The 21,497-nt window shown below is 59.1% G+C and carries 17 protein-coding genes; 9 read left to right on the forward strand and 8 right to left on the reverse strand.

Translation table 11 applies throughout. From position 1 onward, the window contains the following. Positions 1-4: 4 nt before the first annotated feature. Genes E4M07_RS22545 through E4M07_RS22565 form a run of 5 tightly spaced genes read right to left on the reverse strand, consistent with a single transcriptional unit; the run spans position 5 to position 5,730 of the window. Positions 5-628 (reverse strand): TetR/AcrR family transcriptional regulator, encoded by a 624-nt coding sequence (locus tag E4M07_RS22545; protein WP_169054350.1) that lies wholly within the window; start codon positions 626-628, stop codon positions 5-7. A gap of 52 nt (positions 629-680) precedes the next feature. Continuing rightward, positions 681-1,304 carry a sarcosine oxidase subunit gamma family protein gene (locus tag E4M07_RS22550; RefSeq protein WP_136660667.1) on the reverse strand — a complete coding sequence of 208 codons (624 nt, stop codon included), beginning with the start codon at positions 1,302-1,304 and terminating at the stop codon, positions 681-683. After that, complete coding sequence (locus E4M07_RS22555) at positions 1,291-4,191, reverse strand: sarcosine oxidase subunit alpha family protein (RefSeq protein WP_136660668.1); 2,901 nt, start codon at positions 4,189-4,191, stop codon at positions 1,291-1,293. Before E4M07_RS22555 ends, E4M07_RS22550 begins: the two co-directional genes overlap by 14 nt. Continuing rightward, entirely contained in the window at positions 4,191-4,457 is a 267-nt protein-coding gene (locus E4M07_RS22560) for a sarcosine oxidase subunit delta (RefSeq protein WP_136660669.1), read from the reverse strand. The genes E4M07_RS22555 and E4M07_RS22560 overlap by 1 nt, the downstream gene beginning before the upstream one ends. A 19-nt stretch (positions 4,458-4,476) precedes the next feature. Then, a complete protein-coding gene (locus E4M07_RS22565) occupies positions 4,477-5,730 on the reverse strand; it encodes a sarcosine oxidase subunit beta family protein (RefSeq protein ID WP_136660670.1) in 1,254 nt (417 codons plus the stop codon). Positions 5,731-5,932: 202 nt separating this feature from the next. Here E4M07_RS22565 and E4M07_RS22570 point away from each other — a divergent pair, with 202 nt between their 5' ends. Together E4M07_RS22570 and E4M07_RS22575 are read left to right on the forward strand one after the other, a co-directional pair. Beyond that, on the forward strand, positions 5,933-6,817 hold the full coding sequence (locus E4M07_RS22570) for a LysR substrate-binding domain-containing protein (protein ID WP_169054351.1): 885 nt from the start codon (positions 5,933-5,935) through the stop codon (positions 6,815-6,817). 113 nt (positions 6,818-6,930) lie between these two features. Continuing rightward, on the forward strand, positions 6,931-8,469 hold the full coding sequence (locus E4M07_RS22575; RefSeq protein ID WP_136660672.1) for a trimethylamine methyltransferase family protein: 1,539 nt from the start codon (positions 6,931-6,933) through the stop codon (positions 8,467-8,469). Here E4M07_RS22575 and E4M07_RS22580 read toward each other — a convergent pair. Together E4M07_RS22580 and E4M07_RS22585 are read right to left on the reverse strand one after the other, a co-directional pair. Next, on the reverse strand, positions 8,466-9,743 hold the full coding sequence (locus E4M07_RS22580) for a Xaa-Pro peptidase family protein (protein ID WP_206057361.1): 1,278 nt from the start codon (positions 9,741-9,743) through the stop codon (positions 8,466-8,468). The genes E4M07_RS22575 and E4M07_RS22580 overlap by 4 nt on opposite strands. A 29-nt stretch (positions 9,744-9,772) precedes the next feature. Further along, entirely contained in the window at positions 9,773-12,196 is a 2,424-nt protein-coding gene (locus E4M07_RS22585; protein WP_136660673.1) for an FAD-dependent oxidoreductase, read from the reverse strand. 449 nt (positions 12,197-12,645) lie between these two features. Here E4M07_RS22585 and E4M07_RS22590 point away from each other — a divergent pair, with 449 nt between their 5' ends. The 4 genes from E4M07_RS22590 to E4M07_RS22605 are packed head-to-tail and all read left to right on the forward strand — an operon-like array spanning position 12,646 to position 16,473. Then, positions 12,646-13,503, forward strand: coding sequence for an ABC transporter permease (locus tag E4M07_RS22590; RefSeq protein ID WP_136660674.1), 858 nt, complete (start codon positions 12,646-12,648; stop codon positions 13,501-13,503). Next, a complete protein-coding gene (locus E4M07_RS22595; protein ID WP_136660675.1) occupies positions 13,500-14,285 on the forward strand; it encodes an ABC transporter permease in 786 nt (261 codons plus the stop codon). Before E4M07_RS22590 ends, E4M07_RS22595 begins: the two co-directional genes overlap by 4 nt. A 22-nt stretch (positions 14,286-14,307) precedes the next feature. Further along, positions 14,308-15,402 carry an ABC transporter ATP-binding protein gene (locus tag E4M07_RS22600; protein WP_136660775.1) on the forward strand — a complete coding sequence of 365 codons (1,095 nt, stop codon included), beginning with the start codon at positions 14,308-14,310 and terminating at the stop codon, positions 15,400-15,402. 57 nt (positions 15,403-15,459) lie between these two features. Next, positions 15,460-16,473 (forward strand): extracellular solute-binding protein, encoded by a 1,014-nt coding sequence (locus E4M07_RS22605; protein WP_206057364.1) that lies wholly within the window; start codon positions 15,460-15,462, stop codon positions 16,471-16,473. A gap of 432 nt (positions 16,474-16,905) precedes the next feature. Here E4M07_RS22605 and E4M07_RS22610 read toward each other — a convergent pair whose 3' ends face one another. Next, positions 16,906-17,598 carry a TetR/AcrR family transcriptional regulator gene (locus tag E4M07_RS22610; protein ID WP_246660562.1) on the reverse strand — a complete coding sequence of 231 codons (693 nt, stop codon included), beginning with the start codon at positions 17,596-17,598 and terminating at the stop codon, positions 16,906-16,908. Between the two features lie 154 nt (positions 17,599-17,752). On the opposite strand from E4M07_RS22610, the gene E4M07_RS22615 reads away from it, so the two are divergent. The 3 genes from E4M07_RS22615 to E4M07_RS22625 are packed head-to-tail and all read left to right on the forward strand — an operon-like array spanning position 17,753 to position 21,479. Next, a complete protein-coding gene (locus E4M07_RS22615; RefSeq protein WP_136660677.1) occupies positions 17,753-18,622 on the forward strand; it encodes a xanthine dehydrogenase family protein subunit M in 870 nt (289 codons plus the stop codon). Then, positions 18,619-19,098, forward strand: coding sequence for a (2Fe-2S)-binding protein (locus tag E4M07_RS22620; protein WP_136660678.1), 480 nt, complete (start codon positions 18,619-18,621; stop codon positions 19,096-19,098). Before E4M07_RS22615 ends, E4M07_RS22620 begins: the two co-directional genes overlap by 4 nt. Further along, a complete protein-coding gene (locus E4M07_RS22625; RefSeq protein WP_136660679.1) occupies positions 19,098-21,479 on the forward strand; it encodes a xanthine dehydrogenase family protein molybdopterin-binding subunit in 2,382 nt (793 codons plus the stop codon). The genes E4M07_RS22620 and E4M07_RS22625 overlap by 1 nt, the downstream gene beginning before the upstream one ends. Positions 21,480-21,497: the final 18 nt, after the last annotated feature.

Below are 21,497 nucleotides of genomic sequence, written 5' to 3' on the forward strand. Positions count from 1 at the left end.
TTTGTCAGGTACCGCGCTTTTCTTTGGCGGCCATGTAACACTCCAGCCAGTCCCAGCAGAATTCCTCAATGCTGTCCTTGTCCACGGTCTTCGGATTGAGGCAGCTTTCCAACCAGACACCTTCCAGGAAAACCAGAAGGAAGGTGGCAAAGGGTTTGGTTGAAAGTCTGAGGCCGCGTTCATCGACAAGATCGTGAATAAGTTGCTCAAACACCGTAAGCTGCTGTTGAAAGGTGTCTTCAAATGCTGACTTCAGTTCGGGGATGGTCTGCGACAGGCTCCAAAAGCTCGTATAGGTGCCGATGATATCATCCGCGGCCCAGCGCCTCGAGAAGTACAGCCGGAACAGCTCCTTCAACCGGCCCTCGGCAGATAGTTTCCCGTTTCCGGCCGCTGCCTCCATTTCGCGCAGGTAGCCTTGAGCCATGTCTTCGTAGGCTGCAAGGAACAGGCTTTCCTTGCCGGCGAAATAATGGGTCAGAAGGCCGGGAGATACGCCCAATGCGTTGCAGATTTCCCGCACGCCGGTGCCCTGGGCACCATATTTCGCCAACGTGTCCCGTGTCGCCTGAAGCAGGAGCTGGCGCCGGTTTTCCGGTGTCAGGCGTTGTTGTTTTTCTTTGGCCACACGGACTGCTCCTTGCATTCTGGTTGCAGTCTTCCCGGCAATTCGAGAGGCGTCAAGCGGCGCTCGCCGGTTCGTCATTTGCAGCCAATTCCACGTCCATTCCGAATTCTGCCGCCGACATGCAGAGCCATTCCCAAAAACTGGCGGCATGGCTGGCGGGCATCATCAGTTCGTACACTTTCCCGGACATGCGGTGAATATGGAGTCTGGTATGCGCCATCAGGGTGACCGCGCAATGACCGGGAAGAAAATGATCGAGGTCCAGAACACATCCCTTTGCCATGAGGGAAGCGGCATCCTTTCCGGCGATCTCCATGCGGAAGAGGCCGTCACTGGCGTTCGTTACCGCTGCAAGACCCCCGAGCACTTCCTTCAGTTCCTGCTCCTCAGTCGCATCGGCGGGTGAGCACATCAGGTGCCAGCAGTTCCGGCCCGCCCAGGCCAGCCGATACTGACCGGCCTCGCTGAAACGCCCCGGTGCAGGCAGGCGTTCAAACCCGAAGCGGGTCAAAGCGGCTTCCGCGGCCTGCCGTTTGTTCAGGTACGGGATGAGCCTCAAGATTGTCGTATCAGAATTCAACCTGACGATGACATTTGCCTCGCTGGATCGGTCTTGAACGCCGGCAAGATCCATGCCTTCAAGGCAAAACGGGGTGCTGGTATCAGCTGCGTACACGCTCGTTCTCCGGATCAAAAAAATGATGGGACACGATTTCTGCGGGAACGGGCCTTTCACCGTGCAATGGATCGACGATTTCGATCACTTCACCCAGCCGCTCCCGCCCGCGGCGGACCAGTGCGATGCCAATGTGAGACCCAAGCGTCGGGCTCCAGGCGCTGGACGTCACATAGCCGTCGTCACTTTCGGGCGCTATCGCCGCGCCCTTGGAGAAGATATGGGCGCCCTGGCGGAAGGAATGGGACGGATCCAGCGGTTTAAGCCCGACAACCGCCTCGCGGTCCGAATCGGCAAGGCCAGGGCGGGCGCTGAGGGTGCGCCCGACATAGTCCTTTTTGGTCGACATCATCATGCCAAGCCCCAGATCGGAGGCCGTGGTAAAACGATTCAGCTCGGAGCTGACATGCCCCTTTTCGATCCGCAAGACGTCCAGCGCTTCGACACCATAGGGTGTGATACCGAATTCCTGCCCCTCGCATTCCAGCGCCTCGGCGAGCGCGCGGCCATGGCGGGCGGGCACGTAGATTTCAAAGGCCAGCTCGCCCGAAAAGCTGATGCGGAACAGGCGCGCACGCACACCGTCCAGGATCGTGCCTTCCCGTGCTGCAAGGAACGGCATGGCGTCGTTGCTGACGTCCATATCCGGCGCGATGCGCTGCAGCACGCTGCGTGCGTGCGGTCCGGCCAACGCAATCCCCGCCCAATCCTCGCTGACATCGGCAAGCGCGATATCCATTTGCGGCCACAAAACCTGGTGACAGAACTCAATGTGGCTGAGAACGCTGTCGGATTCCGCCGAGGTGGTGGTTATAAAGTAGTGCTCTTCTCCAAGGCGCGTTACCGTTCCGTCGTCAAAGACGATCCCGTCCTCGCGCAGCATCAGACCATAGCGGGCCTTGCCGACAGGCAGTTTTGCGAAGCCGTTGCAGTAGACCTTGTTCAAAAAAGCAGCGGCATCCGGCCCCTGCAGGTCGATTTTGCCGAGGGTCGACACGTCGCAGAATCCGACCGTGTTGCGCGCCGCCAGAACCTCGCGTTTTATCGCCTGCTGCATTGTTTCCCCCGGTTCCGGGAAATACTGGCTGCGATGCCACAGGCCGGATTCGACGAAGACGCCCCCCTTTTCCTCGACCCAGCCATGAAGGGGCGTGCGCAGGATAGGGCGCCATTGCCTGCCGCGAGAGCGGCCTGCCAGCGCCCCAATACTCACCGGCCGATAGGGCGGGCGGAAGCCCGTCGTTCCCACTTGTCCCATCGATTTGCCGAGCGATTTCGACATCGCGGCGATGCCGTGAATATTTGAATTCTTACCCTGATCCGTTGCCATGCCCATGGTCGTGTAGCGCTTGACATGTTCGACCGAGCGATAACCTTCGCGTGTCGCAAGGGCGACGTCTCCGCGGGTAACATCATGCTGCAGGTCGATGAACTTCTTTGACCCGCCGACGGCCGATTCAAAGAAGGGGTGGCGGGCGGCACTTGCTTCCGCCTTTTCCAGAAAGCCGTAAAATTCGGCCAGGTTCGCGGAAGCGGGACAAGAATATCGATGCGCGGCGAGTGCGCCGGTCATGCGGGCATGGGCGACGCAATCTGCCCTGGTTTCCAGCCCGGCAAGGCTTCCCGTGCAGAGGAAATCGTCCCCTGCCATATGCTGAGGCAGAAATGCCTGGTGGTTCTCGCTCCAGCGTGGTTTTTGCCCGCGTTGCGCCAGCAGTTGCACCGCCGGGTTCCAGCCGCCCGAGACACAGACCAGATCGCAGGCAATAGTGCGGGTCCGCCCGTCCGGGCCCCGCAGGGTGACGGCTCTGACGGCGGTCGAACCACGGACGTCCTCTATTTCCTCGCCTTTGGAGGCATCGACAATGGCGGCCAATTCGATCCCGGCCTCACGCATCGTTTCGACAAGGGCATCGCATTTGTCACCGGCGGTGAACACGACTGCCCGCCGGCCCGGTCTGACGCCATATTCGCGAATATAGCGTTCTGCGGCAGAGGCCAGCATGACGCCGGGCCGATCATTGTTTGCAAAGGTCAGCGACCGCTCGTGCGCGCCTGTGGCAAGGATCACCTGTTTTGTGACGATCTTCCACATTCGCTGGCGCGGCTGATTGGCTCCGGGTACCTCGAGATGATCGGACACCTGCTCGACCGCGCCGAATGTATTGTCGTCATACCAGCCGAACACCATGGTGCGGGGCAGGATGCGGACATTCTCCATGGCCTCAAGCCGGGCAATACTGTCCTCAAACCCGGCACTGTCCAAGCCACCCAGCCGGGCGTGTTCTTCGACCAGGGTGACGCGTGCACCGCATTGCGCGACGACCCGGGCGGCTTCAATCCCGGCGACCCCGCCTCCGATCACCAGGATATCGCAATGGTGATGTGTCTTTTCGTAGCTGTCCGGATCGATCTTGCCCGACAGGCGGCCAAGGCCGGCCGCACGGCGAATGACCGGCTCGTAGATTTTGGTCCAGAATTTGGCCGGCCATTTGAAGGTCTTGTAATAGAACCCGGCCACGAAGATCGGAGCCAACAACTGGTTCACGGACAGAAGGTCGAACCGCAAAGAGGGCCAGCGGTTTTGGCTGCTGGCCTCAAGCCCGTCGTAAAGCTCGATCATGGTGGCGGGGATGTTCGGTTCCTGCCTTGCGCCGTTGCGCAGTTGCACCAGGGCGTTCGGTTCATGGGGGTCGCAGGTGAAAACGCCACGCGGCCTGTGATATTTGAAACTGCGCGCCACGAAGGTGACGCCATTGGCCAGCAGGGCCGAGGCCAGCGTGTCTCCTTCATAGCCGACGAAGGATTTTCCATCGAACGTGAAGCGGAGCGGTTTTTCCGGATTGATGCGGCGGCCGCCTGAAAGCCGGTTGATCTGGCCGCTCATTACCTGGCGTCCCCGGACGGGCGGACTTCCGCGACCCGGGTGATCTCGTGGGTCAGCGTATTGCGGTCGACAATCAGCCAGCTTCCGCAGCCCGCGACATGGCGCCAATGCTCGCGGTGCGCGCCTTTGGGGTTGTTGCGCAGATATACGTAACTCACCCACTCCTCCATCGGTGCGCCTTCTTCGGGGCGGGTGACCGTGGCATCGCCGCGATAGACGAACTCCTCCAGGGGACGTGCGCCGCAAAGTGGACAGGGGATGCGCATGGCGAAACTGGTCCTCTTATTAATGGTGGTTGGGGAAGGGCCCGCCGCCTGTGGCATCCACGGGGCGGCCTTCGGCAAAACGATCCAGGTGAAAGGGGGCGTTGAATTTATGCGGTGCGCCATTTGCCACCGTGTGGGCAAAACACCAGGCCGCACCGGGGATCGCCTTGAATCCGGTGTAGTTCCACCCGCCGTTGAGGTAGAGGTTTTCAAGTGGTGTCTTGCAGATGAAGGGCGAGCCGTCCATCGTCATGTCGACGACCCCGGCCCAGTGACGCAAAAGGCGCACGCGGCCAAGTGCCGGCATGAACATCATCATGGCCTCGGCGACATCTTCGACAATCGGCAGATTGCCGCGTTGCGTATAGCTGTTATAGCCATCCACCATGCCGCCGAACACCAGTCCGCCCTTGTCTGACTGGCTGATGTAAAGATGCCCGACGCCGAAGGTGGCGACCGTATTGACACAGGGTTTCACCGCCTCCGAAACAAAGGCCTGCAACGTGTGGCTTTCGCATGGCAGCTTCATGCCGACCATTCCCATCACCTGGCTGGTGTGGCCCGCCACGGCGACGGCGACCTTGCCAGCGCTGATCTGACCCCGGTTGGTTTCGACCCCCGTGACCTCTCCGTTGGGTCCGCGGCAAAAGCCTGTGACTTCGCAATTCTGGATGATATCGGCGCCCATCCGATCAGCCGCCCTCGCGTATCCCCAAGCCACCGCATCGTGACGCGCATTGCCGGCCCGTGGCTGCAGAAGACCGCCGAGAACAGGGTATCGGCCGTTGTTTTCGTCGACCAGCGGCATCATGTCGAGAACCTGCTTGCGGTCGAGCATGACCGCATCGACGCCGTTCACGATCATCGCGTTGCCGCGTCGCACCGCTTCATCGCGCTGACCGTCGGTGTGAAATATGTCGAGCACGCCGCGTTGAGAGAACATAACGTTGTAATTGAGTTCCTCGCTCAGGCCTTCCCAAAGCTTGAGCGACCATTCGAGCAGAGGAATCTCGCTGTTCAGAAGATAGTTGGATCGCACAATGGTGGTGTTCCGGCCGACATTTCCGCTGCCGATCCAGCCTCTTTCCAACACCGCCACATTCGTTATCTCGTGGTTTTTGGCCAGATAGTAGGCGGTGGCCAGACCATGCCCGCCACCTCCGACAATGACGACGTCATAGTGCTTTGCCGGCTCCGGATGGCGAAAGGCCTCGGGCCATCCGCTGTGGCCCCTGAAAGCCTGTTTCACCAAAGAACTGATCGAATACCGCATGGCCTTCCGGTTTCCGCTGATGACTGCGTTTGGCTGGTATATCCGCCACGCCAGATTGGCTTGATTGCGCATCACGCTGGAAGGGAAAAAAATTCAGTGGTGCCCGAAAAAAAAATCAATTGATGGTCGAACGCCTTACAGACAGAGTGTGCAAATTTTCGATACGTGAGCGATGAGAAGACGACTACCTCCGTTTGCGGCTGTGAAGGCATTCGAAGCCGCGGCCCGCCACTGCAACTTTCAGCTTGCAGCGCAGGAACTGGGTATCTCTGCCTCGGCGGTCAGCCATCAGGTGAAGTCGCTGGAAGATTTCACGGCGACCCCTTTATTCATCCGCCGAAACAACCGGCTCATTCTGCGTGACGAGGGAAAGGCCTATTACGAACAGCTCGGTACGGCGCTCGACTCAATCGGATTCGCGACGGAGAACCTGATCCGTTCATCCGGTCGCGGTCAGATCACGGTAAACCTGTATCCGTCCCTGGCGGATGTCTGGCTGGTTCCCCGCTTGGGAGACTTTCACGAAAAACACCCCACCATTGCCGTGCGTCTGAACACTTCGGAACTTGTTGGTAACAGCCTGGATCGGGAAGCGGACTTCGCGCTGGTCTATTCGCCCAGAACCGAAGTACCAAGCGGTGCGACTGTGCTGTTTTCCGACGATATCGTGCCGGCGGTCGCGCCAAACTACCTTGCCCAGAACGGGCCCGTTGAAAGACCAGAGGATCTGCTTGATCATCCGCTGATCGCGAGCCTTTCCGAGGATGAGGAGTGGAAAAACTGGTTCCAGGCGCAAGGAATCAACGAGATCATGCAAGTCCGGCAAATCGAAATGGACATGTGTTCCAGTTGCCTGAAGGCGGCAAAGGAGGGGCTTGGTTTTGTCATGGGGCGCCGGCCATATCTGGATGACGATCTGAAATCGGGCAAGCTTGTCGTGCCCTTGGAGAACAAGATGTCGACCGGGTACTGTCTTTCCCTCGTCACGACCCTGCGGGGCCAGGACCTGCCCTTTGGTGCACGGTTCCGTGACTGGATCATCGAGGCCAGCCGAGAATCAGAGGCCGTCTGGGACAAAGTGGCCTGACGTCATCAAGCCAACGACCGCACAACTGTACATTTGTGCAATAAGCGTTGCGTCGACGCGCGCGGCGTGGTTATTTATTGTACAAGTGTTCAATAGGTTTTGCAGGAGATCCGATGGCACGAAGCTCCACACGCAGACGCGCCCGCAGCGGCGCGCGCTCGGATCGCACGGGTGGCGGCATTGCGCAGCAGCCATGGGCGCAGGTGCGGTATCGCTCGGCGCCGATTGACATTTTAAGCGAAGATCAGATCGAGGCTATCCACGATGCGTCGCTGACCGTCCTGGAGGAAATCGGCTGCAAAGTTCTTGACCCCGATGCGCGACGGTATTTCGAAGAAGCCGGCGCCAGGGTGGATCATGGTGAAGAAATGGTCTGGCTGGAACGTGGATTGGTCGAAGAAAAACTTGCGCTGCCGCCATCGTCATTCACGCTGCATGCGCGCAATCCGGCCAGAAATGTGCAACTGGGTGATGACTGCGCCGTTTTCACCTCTGTCGGAGGCCCGGCCTTCGTGTCCGACCTGGACCACGGGCGGCGGCAGGGCAGCTTTGCCGAGATGTGCGATTTCATTCGCCTTGTGCAAAGCCTGAACATCATCCATCAGGAGGGCGGCGGCCCGTTCGAGGCGCTGGACCTGCCACAGGAAAGCCGCCACCTGGACCTTCATTTCGCGCAGATCACCCTGACGGACAAAAACTGGCAACCTTGGGGCCTGGGCGCCGAAAGGGCGCGGGACGGGCTGGAAATGGCGGCGATTTCAATGGGGTGTTCGCGCGAAGATCTGATTGACAAACCGGTCTTCACCACCGTGATCAACACAAATTCCCCGTTGCAGATTGATGGGCCGATGGGTGAGGGGCTGATCGAAATGGCCAAACATGGCCAGCCCGTCATCGTCACCCCGTTCACGCTCGCCGGGGCGATGTCTCCGGTGACGATCGCAGGCGCTCTCACCCAGCAGAATGCCGAGGCGCTTGCGGGAATCGTGCTGGTCCAGTGCGTGCGTTCCGGCACGCCGGTGATTTATGGCGGCTTCACCTCGAACGTGGACATGAAGACGGGTTCGCCGGCCTTTGGGACGCCGGAATACACACTGGCCGCGCAGGCGACGGGGCAGCTTGCGCGCCGCTATGGCATTCCGTTCCGGTCGAGCAACGTCACCGCCTCAAACGCCGTGGATGCGCAGGCAGCCTATGAAAGCCAGATGTCGCTTTGGGGCGCCATGACCGGTCATGTGCATTTGCTGAACCAGGGTGCGGGTTGGCTCGGCGGCGGGCTGGTTGCCTCGTTCGAAAAGCTGATTGTCGATGCTGAGATGCTGCAGATGATGGCCGCCGTTCAGCAACCGTTCGAGGTGTCGGAGGCCGCCATCGGGCTGGATGCGATCCGCGACGTCGGCCCCAGCGGACATTTCTTTGGCACCCAGCATACGCTGGAACGCTACGAGACGGCCTTTTACACGCCGCTTGTCTCGAATTGGGACAATTACGAGAACTGGAGTGACCGCGGCAGCGAGGATACCGCGCAGCGGGCGAACAAAATCTGGAAACAGTTGCTGGCCGAATACGAACAGCCGCCGATCGACGAAGGCATTGAAGAAGCGCTCAGGGATTACATGTCACGACGCAAGGCCGAGATCCACGGGTCTTAGTCCTCAAACTCCTCCAGGGGGTAGTGGGAGAGCAATTCCCATCCCGTGTCGGTCACGTGGATCATCTGCTCCAGCTTGACGCCCTCCATCGCGCCTTCTTCGCCAATATAGGATTCGACCGCAAGCACCATGCCGGGTTTGACAACGCCGTCATATCCATATTCCTCAAGGTCTTCGCGGTAGGGGATCGACGGGTATTCATCGCAAAGCCCAACGCCGTGCGCCAGGCAGCCGTAGCGGTTCTTTTTGAAACGATCCGGTATCGGCCAGGAATTTTCGGCAATCTCGCGATAGGACATGCCCGGTCTGATCACGTCCATGTTGAATTCGACCTGATCCCTCGCCATCCGGTAGAGCTCGACCTGCTCCCGCGACCACACATCACCGCACACCCAGGCCCGGGAGATGTCGGCGCAGTATCCATATGGCCCGATCAGGTCGGTGTCGAAGGAAACCATGTCACCCGCTTCGATTATTCGCATCGAGCTTTCGTGAAACCAGGGATTGGTGCGCGGACCCGAAGCCAGAAGCCTGGTTTCGATCCACTCGCCGCCTTCCGCAACATTGACTTCGTGCAGTTTCGCCCAAAGCCCGTTTTCCGTGATGCCGGGCTCCAGCGCTTTGCGCATGGCGGTCATGCCCTTGTCGGCAACAGCGATGGCGGCTTTCATAAGCTGCAGTTCTTCCGCCGACTTGACCGAGCGCGCCACCTCGGCCACCCGTTGCCCGTCTACGATCTCAAAACCCAGCGACTGAATCGCGCTGCCCCCCAGATGCGACAGGCGGTCGATGGCCAGCCGTTTTTCACCGGGGCAGTACTTGTCCATCAACCCGCCAATCTGGCGGCCGAAGGCAGCGGCCCATTCTTCCATTCGGTTGCCGGCGGCAAAAAAGTAATGGGCCGACATGACACCGTAATTGTCCACGGTCGGCAGCCCTTCTGCCAGGAAGGGCATGTCGGCATAGTCCAACAGCGTCACAGGCCCTTCGGCCGGTACAAAAACGCAGCGGGTCTCGAAGTGCATGCACCAGATCTGCATGTTGGTGCAGTCCGTGACGTAGCGGGTGTTGATCGGATCAAGCAGCAGGAGACCTGGGACGTCCTGTCGCTGCATCTCCGCCTGCACCCGGGCCAGACGATAGCGGCGCACGGTATCCAGATCGGCGGGTGGCCGGGAATGATCCATTGCGCCGTGTTGCACCGGACCCGGGCCGCGGTCCATGCGGATCGGCCATTGCCGGTCGTGATTGCTGATGACTTTGTTCTTTGCCATTTACCCTGCAACTCCCAGCCGGTTCGGTGTCAGGTCCGCATGCGCAGGCCTTCGGGGTCGATCGGCGGGGCCGTCAACAGGCGGGCATCGCGCATCTCACCGACCAGTTCGACCTGATAGACGGCGTTCGCATCGACCTCTTGGGGGAAGATATAGCCCAGCGCGAGGCTTTTCCCCGCGCAGAACCCGTATCCGCCGGAGCTGGTGTAGCCCACCAGTTTGCCGTCCCTGTAAACTGGTTCGCCGCCATAAGCGTCGGACGCGCCGGCATCCACGGCAAACTGAACGAAGCTTTCGCGTGGTCCGGCTTCCCTGGCATCCAAGGCAGCCTGACGCCCGATGAATTCTTCCTTGCTGTAACGCACAAACCGGGCGAGGGCGGTTTCGTGCGGATAATAATCCGAGGTCAGTTCCATTCCCCATGCGGCGAAACCCTTTTCAAGCCGCAGCGCCATCAGCGCGTGACCGCCGGCAAGGGTTAGCCCGTGTGGCCTGCCCGCATCCATGATCTCGTCATAGACCGACCTCTGGTATTCCATGGGCATGTAGATCTCGTATCCGCATTCGCCCGTGTAGGAAACGCGGATGACATAGGCGCCGGGGCAAGGGCCGATCTCCATTTCCCGACCGGACAGGAAGGGGAAATCGGCGCCGTCGAAGCTGGTGCCAGGCGCCAGCGCCGCCATGATCTTGCGGGCATTGGGCCCGGCCAGGTGCAGACCCGCATAACGGTTGGTCAGGTTTTCATAAGCCACTCCGCCTTCCGGCATCTGTTCAAGGAACCAGCGTTCGTGGATCTTCTCCATGGACCCCGACCCCAATACCAGACAACTTTCCTCGCTCGGCCGTGTCACGGTGAAATCACCGATGACCTTGCCGCCACGGCTGAGCATGGGGCTGAGTGCGGATTTTCCGATTTTCGCAGGCATTTTGTTGGCCAGCAGCTTGTCCAGAAACGCAACCGCGCCCTTGCCGCTGAAGCGATACTTGCCATAGCTTGTCAACTCGAACAGACCGGCAGTTTCCCGGACCGCGCGGCTTTCACGTTCCACCGCCGCATACCAGGCGGGGCGTTCGTAAGAATTGGTCTCGGTGCGCTCTTCCTCGTTTGCAGCATACCAATAGGCATCTTCCCAACCGCAGGTCTCGCCAAACACGGCCCCGGCCTCTTTCAGGCGGTCATATACGGGCGACGTTTTCATCGGACGGGCCGCTGGAAAGGTCTGGTACGGATAAACCCGGCTGGAGCGGTTTTCATACCAGTATTTCGTCATCTCCCTGGAATAGCGCGTACCGGCATAATCCGCATAGCGGGCCACATCCCAGAAACTGACATCGAGGCTCGGTTCACCCTCAATGATCCATTCCGCCAGGACCTTGCCGATGCCGCCACCCTGGTTGAAGCCGGTCATGACGCCGTTGGCGCAGAAATAGCCGGGCTTGCCCGGATACGGACCGATCAATGGCCCGAGATCGGGGGAGAAAATCATCGGGCCGTTGATCACGTTTTTGATCCCTGCGTCGGCAAGGCTCGGGATCAACTCGACCGCCTCAAGGAATTCGTTTTCCATACGGCTGAGGTCATTGGGCAGAAGTTCATGGCCAAAGTCGAGCGGAGTGCCTTCTTCCGCCCAGTGTACGCACTTGCTCTCATATGCACCGATCAGCAACCCCTTGCCCTCAGGACGCATGTAGAGGTTCGCATCGGCATAGGACAAAAGCGCATGGCCGGTTTCAAGGTTTTCCATCTCAGGGATATTCTCGGTGACCAGGTAGTGGTGCTCCACTGGCATCAGGGGCAGTCTGATCCCCGCCAGCGCCGCCACTTCGCGCCCCCACAGGCCGGCGGCATTGACCAGATAGTCGGCGCAGATGGTGCCGTTTTCGGTCACCACCTCCCATTTGCCGTCGTCGCGTTGATTGGTTTCCAGCACGGGCGTATGGCGATGGATGGTGGCACCGTAATTGCGCGCCGCCTTGGCAAAAGCGTGGGTGACACTGGCGGGATCACAGTAGCCGGCTGCCTTTTCGTACAGGACTGCCGTCAGATCGTCGGTGTTCAGCGCCGGAGCCAGTTCTTTGGCCCGTTCGGGCGAAATGAACTCGGACTCAATGCCGAAGCGCTTGCCGAAGGCATGGGCAATGGCCAGCGTCTTGACCTCTTCCCTGTCTTTCGCGATCAGCAGTTCGCCATTGTAGTGCAGACCGCATTCCTGTCCGCTCTCCCGCTCCAGTTGGGGATAGAGGTCGATGGTGTATTTCTGCAGCAACGCCGCGTTTCCGGGGGCGGTCAGGGTAAACAGATTGCCGGCGGCATGCCAGGATGATCCGGCTGTCAGTTCCTGACGTTCCACCAGCACCACATCCTTCCAACCGCTCTTGGCCAGATGGTAGAGGACACTGCAACCAACGACTCCACCGCCAATTATGACCACTTTCGCATCTGATTGCATGGCACCCACGTCACCTTTGTCGATCGTTCCCGGTGCGAAGACTGTCAGGCAGGGTGGAAAGGAGCTCAAACAAATTTAATTCCGGTGTCCTTAAATTTTTTTCGGCCGGACCGCCGGCCGTTTTTGTCGGGCCCGGGGTATTCGGCATGTTTCTCTCGGAATTTTTCTTGCCGACGTTCAAATTTTTTTCGTTTGAGATTGAATCGCGGCTGTCGGAACCTCTCTGGAAAACAATTTTTGAGCGCAACGGCTTTCCGGTTTTGCGATGGGGCGCGGTGAGGAGCAGCCTCGGCAGTGGAATAGTGGTCCTGGAACCTCATGCGCAGGTCACTTGATCGCGTGTAGAAAAAGCCGCCTTCCCGGGTGCCAAACCCGATGGAATTTTATGCGTGCGCCAAGCGGGGTGGGTGTTAGCCTTTGGAAGCAATTGTGCCCGAGAGGAGCAAAGGTTGAATTTAAGAAGCGAGACGGCCAAGGGCACCGCGCTAAGCGCACCGGCCACCCTCTATGTGGGTCTTCTCGTTGCGGCTCCGCTGATTATTCTCATTGCCTATTCCCTATGGACACAAACCTATGTCGATCTGGACCGAACGCCGACGCTGGCCAATTATCGGGAGGCGCTGACCGATCCGTTGGTCCGGCACCTTATGATCCGGTCCATATTGATCTCTGCGGCTGTCACCGTTGTCACAGTGGCGCTCGCCTATCCGATCGCCTATTTCATAGCGCTGAAAGCAAAGAAGAAAACGCTTTGGCTTTTGCTGATAACCATTCCGTTCTGGTCAAGCTACCTGCTGCGTGTGTTTGCCTGGAAACTGATTTTGGGCTTCAACGGAGTCATGAATTCGGCGTTGCTGGCGCTGGGGTTGATCGACGAGCCGCTGACCTTCTTGTTGTACAACGAGTTTGCGGTGGTTCTCACGCTGGCGCACGCCTGGGCGCCCTTTGCCATTCTGCCGATTTTCGTGTCAATCCAGAAGATCGACCCGAGTCTTCTGGAAGCCGCAACGGATTTGGGCAGCAACAAGCTGGAGAGCTTCCTGCGCGTGACCCTGCCGCTGACCACTCAGGGGATCATCGCCGCCTGCCTGATCATTTTCATTCCGACCGTTGGTGATTATGTGACGCCGTCGCTCGTTGGCGGATCCGATGGCAAGATGATCGCAAATCTCATCCAGGTGCAGTTCGGCGCGGCCAACAACTGGCCCCTGGGCGCCACCCTTTCGCTGCTGGCGATGCTGTCGGTCGGATTTGTCGCCATCGTCTTTGTGATCGGCGCGTCGACACTGGGGAGGCGGATCAGGTGAAGCGCTTATCCGGACTTCAGACCTATGCTATTTTGTATCTGGTCTTCCTCTATGTGCCGGTTCTTTTGTTGCCGCTGTTTTCTTTCAACGACGGCACCATCGTGGCTTTCCCGATCAAGGGCTGGACCCTTGAGTGGTACCGGCAGCTGGCCGGGGAGGCAACGCTGTTGAATTCGCTGGTCAACAGTTTGATCGTCGGATCGGTTGCAGCTTTACTGTCCACCTCAATGGGGCTTTTCGCAGCGAGGGCCTTTGTCCGCTACCAGTTCACCGGCAAGAGGTTTTCAGAGGGCATAGTCATGCTGCCGCTGGTGGTTCCCGGCATCATCGTGGCCTCTTCGATGCTGGTTCTGTTTATATCGGTTGGCCTCAGACCTTCATTGACCGCTGTGATACTCGGGCACACATTACTTGCCCTGCCATTTTCGGTTTCAATATTGAAATCGGCTTTTGACGATTTCGACATATCGCTGGAAGAGGCGGCCTTCGATCTTGGATCCGGCGTATGGGAAACCTTCCGTCGTGTGACCCTGCCCATCGTTGTCCCCGGGATTGTCTCCAGCATTTTGGTCACCTTCACGGTCAGTTTCGATGAATTCGTCCTGGCCTTCTTCCTGAGCGGAAACGATCCAACGCTTCCGGTTTACATCTGGAGCCAGATTCGTTTCCCCGCCAAACTGCCCAACACGTTGGCGCTGGGCTCGCTGCTGCTGTTGGCCTCGGTGCTGCTTTTGGTCGTTGCCGAACTCTTCCGCCGCCGCTCGTCGAACAAGCTTGTATGAGGCCAGCATGACTGAAAAGAACATCATCGAAATGACCGGCGTGCAGAAACGCTTCGGATCATTCCAGGCGGTGTCCGATCTGACACTTTCATTGCGCGAGGGCGAGTTCTTTTCACTGCTGGGGCCGTCCGGCTGCGGCAAAACGACGGCCCTTCGCATGATTGCGGGTTTTCAGGAGCCGACGGAAGGCAAGGTGGTCATCGACGGCCAGGACATGGACGGCATTGCCGCCAACAAGCGTCCGACCAACATGGTGTTCCAGAGTTATGCCATTTTTCCGCATCTCGATGTCGGCGACAACGTGGCTTACGGGTTGCGCAATCGCGGCATCGCCAGGGCGGAAATAAACAGGCAGGTCAGCGAAGCGCTGGAAATGGTCGAACTTGGCGGGCTGGAGAGGCGGGGCGCAAACGAGTTGTCAGGCGGACAGAGACAGCGTGTGGCGCTGGCGCGCGCTTTGGTGATGCGCCCCAAGGTGCTGTTGCTGGACGAGCCGCTGTCGGCGCTCGACAAGAAGCTGCGCGAGCAGATGCAGTTCGAGATGCGGCATCTGCAGCAAAGCCTTGGGATCACCTTCGTGATGGTGACCCATGACCAGTATGAGGCGATGACCATGTCTGACCGGATCGGCGTGATGTTTGAGGGCCGGCTGGTTCAGGTCGATGCGCCGGCGACGCTTTACGCCAGTCCGTCCAACCGCGAAGTCGCGTCGTTTATCGGTGAGATGAACTTTATGCCGGGTGCGGTGAAGGAGGAAACAGATACATCGCTTACAGTCGAGTCGCCTGGATTCGGCACCATGACGATACCGCGCAACCCGAATGTAGAGACCCCAGGCAAATCGGTGTTGCTGGGAATCCGGCCGGAACAGTTGGAAATCGCCAAGGAACAGCCGCCTGAATACGATGCCACTGTCGAAGGCGTCGTTCGAGACGTCGCCTTTTACGGAGAGAATGTCCACTACCATGTGCGCGTGGACGGCGTCGATTCGCGCATAGCAATCTCCGTACCGAACTATTTTCACACGGTAGACCATGGGCCGGGCGACAAGGTCTGGCTCGGCGTGCAAGGGGAATCCGTGATCGATCTGGGACAACAATCAGACAAACCAATCTAAGGAGGAAGACAAATGCACTTCAAGACTATCGGAGGTGTAGCGCTGGCTGCGTCCTTGGTGGCGACCACGGCGCTTGCCGATGCTGGAAAACTGACAGTCTTCGACTGGTCAGGTTACGAGGACCCGGGTTTTTTCGGCAGTTATGTCGAAAAACATGGCGGCCCGCCCAGCTATACCTTCTTTGGAAGTGTGGATGAGGCCTTTACCAAGCTTCAATCGGGCTTTGCGGCCGACCTCGCGCACCCCTGTTCCGACGCCGTCCGCAAATGGCATGCCGCCGGGCTGTTGCAGCCGTTGGATACCTCCAAACTCAAGAACTGGGACGCTCTGTTGCCCGAAATCAAGAACGTCGACGGTGTTACCATTGATGGTGAGGTATGGATGATGCCATTCGAATGGGGCAACACCGGACTGATCTACCGTACCGACAAGATCTCCGACGATGAGATTTCCCTGCAACTGCTCGCTGACCCGGCCTATCAAGGAAAAGTCGCCTTGCCGGATGGCGCCATGTCTTCCTACGCGCTGGCCGCCCTGGCAACGGGCAACGGTGCCAACTACACGAACATGACGGACGAGCAATTCAAGGCCGCGTCGGATTTCCTGCGCTCGGTGCATCCCAACGTGCGGTTCTACTGGGCCGATGCCGGTCAGATGGACCAGGCGATGGCCAGCGGCGAGCTGGATATGGGCTGGGCCTGGAACCAGTCGGAGTTGAACCTGATCTGGAACGGCACCGAAGCCAAAATGATGCGCGATGTGGACAAGGGTGTCGCCACCTGGGTTTGCGGCTATGTGCACCTGAAGTCCTCGACCACGCCGACGGATCAGGTCTACGATCTGCTCAACGCGCTTAGCGAACCCGCTTCCGGAAAATACATCATCGAAAGTTGGGGCTACCCGCACGCAAACGAGCAAGCATATCCGATCTCGGATCAGGCGATCATCAAGCAGTACGGATTTGATGATCCGAACGCGTTTTTCGAAGGCTCCTTGTTTTTCGACGCGGTGAATCCGGAACTCGAGGCCAAAATGCTCAAAGAGTTCGAGCGCATCAAGGCAGGTTTCTGAAACCGTCGCTTCCGGGGGTGACAGCCCCCGGATTCCGTGGGCGCCGCCTGATATCCGCCGGTCCGGCCAGAGACTTGCGCGTAAACGTTGATATGGTCCTCGGCACATTAACCGAGATTCGTGCCGCGGCAGGGATGCGGCATATGCGTTCCTTTGCGCTTGTAATCGCACGGCTGTTTTAACTCAACAAACGGCGTCGGAACGCCGGCCAGCGTCCAGTTCAAGGACTCAATCGAAGAGTGATCCGAAGTATCTCAAGGCGCTTCCGTCAGTGGATTGGACCAGTCTGGACCACCATCATGCCGCCGTTTGGACAGCGTATGCTCACCGATTTAGAGCTTAATTTGCGGATCGGCGGACGACACGAGCAAACACGCAACTTGTAGATTTGAACCGGCCGCGGACCCGTTTGGAGCTGAATGGAAATACCATTCACCCGTCGGCATTTTCCAGCATGGAACCGTGAATGGCGCGCGCGCCGGTCACGAAAATCCGGACATCGTTCTCGATGGCGCGATCAATGTTCTTGGCGATCGGCAGCCCGTAAGCAAAATGGCGCACAGCGCGATAGAAGAACATGCCGTGAAGTCCCCATACGAGCTCCAGTTCCTCGCTGGTGATCGGCACTTTTTCCATTGACGGCAATCCGTGTTCGTGGCGCAGTTCCCGGCAAACCGGCACAAGTATCTTGTCTTTGATGATGGCCAGATAGCGATCGTTGATATCAACGCCTTTCAAGCCCGAATAGAGAAAGATCCGCACCCAGACAAAGTCGTACACCGCTCGCGCATACTGCCTGTAAAATGTCGTCAGCCGATCCGCCAGCGGGCGGTTGCGGTCTGGAATGAGGCTTTCCCATTCGGAATTCCAGCGCTGCAGGTAGATTTCCTGATAGACCCTTTCAATGAGGCTCTCCTTGCTGGGAAAATATCTGTAGAGGAGCGGCTGCGTGATACCGAGTCGCTTCGCCAGGTCCCGCGTCTTGCCTTCGAAACCGTATTCGGCAAAAAAACCGATTGCCCCGTCAACGATCAGAGCCTCGCGCTCCGAAGGATTCATCCGTTTGCGCCTGTCCTTCGAAGTCTTCGTTGCACCCTGATCCGGGACGGGTAATGGGTCATCCATCGCTTCCACCGCCAATGCTAGCTGGTTGTCCGTTCCGCCATCATGACGAAGCGGCACGGGTTCGTCTGCTCCTATTTGAGTGTTGACTCGTTATTTATCAAGCGATATATAACTAATTATCAAATGATAAATAACGGCAGCGGGAGGAACTGGCTTGAAGCCGACGGCGTTCGAATATGTCCGAGCCGGATCATTGGACGAGGTTCTCACGGTGTTGGAGGAGAGGGGCGACGAGGCCAAGGTGTTGGCCGGCGGACAAAGCCTCATCCCCACCATGAACATGCGATTTGCCGCCCCCGAGGTTCTTATTGACATTTCCGGCGTGACCGAGCTTCGCGGGATCGAGGTGCGGGACGATGTGCTTCGCATCGGCGCCATGTGCCGTCATGTTGAGGTTCTCAATGCGCCCGAGGTGGCAGAACATGCCCCGTTGATCGCGATGGCTATGCCGAACATCGCGCACGCGGCGATCCGCAATCGCGGCACCTTTGGCGGATCGCTGTGCCACGCGGATCCGGCTGCGGAGTTGCCTGCCTGCGTGCTGGCCCTCGATGCCCGCCTCAACATCGACGGAAAATCCGGCCCGCGTTCGATATCCGCACGGGACTTCTTCCTGGGCACCTATATGACGTGTCTGGCCGACGATGAAGTTCTCATTTCGGTCGATGTGCCCAAGGTGATGTCCGAAAATGTGACCTTTTTTGACGAAGTTGCGCGACGCAGGGGCGACTACGCGATGGCGGGCCTTGCCTCCCAGGCAACCGTGCGCAGCGGGTTCATCACCGATGTGCGGCTGGCGTTTTTCGCGGTGGGTGAGGTGGCCGTGCGTGCGCCGCACGCCGAGCAGGCATTGCAGGGAATTCTGCTTCAGGACATGGACGCCGATGCCATCTGCAGCGCCATCGCCGACGACATTTCCCCGTTCGACGATCTCACCACGTCGGGCGCGGCCAAGCTGACCATGATGCAGGTGTTGACACGGCGTGCGGTGGAAAGTTTTGCAAAGCAGGGAGCGCACGCATGACCGGGCCGCTTGCCATTACCATAACAATCAACGGCGAGCCGGCGACGCGCGCAGTCGAACCCCGGCTCAGCCTGGCCGACTTTCTGCGTGCGGAAGGGTTTACCGGCACGCATGTCGGATGCGAGCACGGGGTATGCGGCGCCTGCACGATCCGGGTCGACGGCAGAACGGCCCGGGGCTGCCTGACATTGGCCGTCCAGTGCGACGGTCTGGAGGTCGAGACGATAGAGGGTGCCACGGGCAATGGCTGTGTTGCGGACCTGCAGGATGCGTTCATAGAAAACAATGCACTGCAGTGCGGATTTTGCACGCCCGGAATGCTGCTGACGGCGGATGAGCTGTTGCAGGAAAACGTTTCACCGACCCGTACCGAAATCCGTGAACATCTGTCGGGCAATTACTGCCGGTGCACCGGCTACCAGGCGATTGTCGATGCCGTCGAGCAGGTCGCCAGGCAACGGGCGGAGCGGACGTGATGAACGAGCATCTGAAACCCTCCGTTCTGGACCGGCCCAACTCCTATGTCGGCAAGACCGTGCCGAGACCGAACGCCAGGCGGCTGGTGCAGGGATGCGGCACCTATGTCGATGATATCTGTCTGCCCCGCATGGTGCATCTGGCGTTTCACCGCAGCGCCTTCGCCCATGCAAAAGTTGTTTCTATCGATACGGACGAGGCGCGGGCAGTTCCAGGCGTTGTCGGTGTCTTCACGATGAACGACATTCGCGATGTCATAACACCCTGGACCGGCGTGCTCGATCATCTGAAAGGCATCAAGTCCGCCGAGCAGTGGCCCCTGGCGAACGGCAAAGTATTTTGGCAGGGAGAACCGGTAGCGGCGGTCGCGGCCGTTTCGCGGGCCGTCGCGGAGGACGCCGCCGAACAGATATTTGTCGAATATGAGGAGCTGACGCCGGTCACGGACATGGAAACGGCCCTGGCGCCTGATACGCCGGTAATCCACCCGGAGCTGGGCGATAATCTGTGCTTTCACCGCGTAATTGACTCGGGCGACGTCGATGCCGCCTTTGCCGATGCCGCAGCAGTGGTTGAAGATACCTTCCATTTTAATCGGCACACGGGCGTGCCGATGGAGCCGCGCTCAATCATCTGTGACTACAGCAGGGCGGAAGGCGAACTGACGCTCTACATGTCGGTGCAGTGTCCGCATATGTCGAAGAACCTCTTTGCCAAGCACCTCGGGCTTGACGAGAACAAGGTCCGTGTCATCTGCAGGGATGTAGGCGGTTCTTTCGGCATCAAAATCCACACCTATTCGGACGAGATGGCGGCCGGAGCCATAGCTGTGATTCTGGGCCGTCCGGTCAAGTTCATCGCCGACCGGCTCGAAAGCTTCGTCACTGACGTCCATGCCCGCGATCATGTGGTGAAGGCGCGTGCGGCGTTCAACAGCGGCGGCGAATTGCTGGCCATAGACATGGATGATGTCACGGGAATTGGTCCCTATTCAGTCTACCCGCGCACCAGCGGCATTGAACTGAACCAGGTGGTCAACCTGACGGGCGGACCCTACAAACATGCCAGTTACCGGGCCGACGGCAAGGTTGTCTTTCAAAACAAAAACGTCATGTGCCAATACCGCGGCGTCGGCCACCCGATCGCGGTGGCGGTCGGGGAGCACCTCATGGATCTGGGGGCGCGGAAACTGGGGCTCGATCCGGTCGATGTACGGCACAACAGTTTCATCCCGGATGACGCATACCCGTATACATCGCCCTCCGGTGCCATCTACGAACGCCAGTCCCACCGTCAGTGTCTCGACAAGCTTGTCGGGATCATGGACTACGCCGGGTTGCGTGACGCTCAGGCACAAATGCGCGACAGGAATATCTATCGCGGCATCGGATTTGCCAGCCTCATAGAGGTGACAAATCCGAGTCCGGCTTTCTACGGCGTTGGCGGTGCGCGTATTGCGTCGCAGGATGGCTGCACGATCCGGCTTGACCCGACCGGCGGCATTACCGCCACGACCGGCGTCACCGAGCAAGGACAGGGCACCGAAACGATCATCGCACAGATCGCCGCAACCGCGGTCGGTGTGCCACTTGATCAGGTGCGTGTACTGACAGGCGACACCGAAATCGTCCCCTATGGAGGCGGTACCTGGGCATCGCGCGGCGCCGGGATTGGCGGAGAAGCAGCCCTGCAGGCCGGAAAGGCGCTCAAAGAGAATATTATCGCCCTGGCGGCGGCAATCCTGCAAGCCAAGCCGGATCGCCTGGATGTGCGCGACGGATCCATTGTCGACATTGCCACCGGACAGGAGCGCATGCCGCTTTCCGAGCTCGGTGGAATTGCTTATTTCCGCGGCGACACGCTGCCCAAAGATGTGCAGCCCGAGCTGGTCGCCACCCGGCACTACACCCAGCGACAGTTTCCGTTCGTATTCACCAACGCCGCCCATGCCTGCCATGTGGAAGTCGATGTCGAGACCGGTATCGTCAACCTGCTCAATTATTGGGTGGTCGAGGATTGCGGCCGTGTCATCAATCCAAAGCTGGTGGCCGAACAGACCCGCGGCGGCGTCGTCCAGGGCCTCGGACCGGCGCTTTACGAAGAATGCCTCTACAGCAGTGAAGGGCAGCTCCTGAACGGTTCGCTCGCCGATTACCTTGTGCCGATGGCGGCCGAAATGCCGGATATCGTGGTCGATCATATAGAGACACCGACCGGAACCTCGGAGCTGGGCGCCAAGGGCGTAGGCGAAGCCGGAACCGCCGGCGCTCCGGCCGCGGTCATGAACGCAATCAATGACGCACTTGATCCGTTTGGCGTGACACTGACCCACATGCCATTCACACCGGACAAAATTCTGAAGGGTCTTGGGAGGGCGTAGCGCGGATTTTGAGTGGGA

The sequence above is a fragment of the Nitratireductor sp. XY-223 genome (genome assembly GCF_004959855.1).
Lineage (GTDB): Bacteria > Pseudomonadota > Alphaproteobacteria > Rhizobiales > Rhizobiaceae > Hoeflea_A.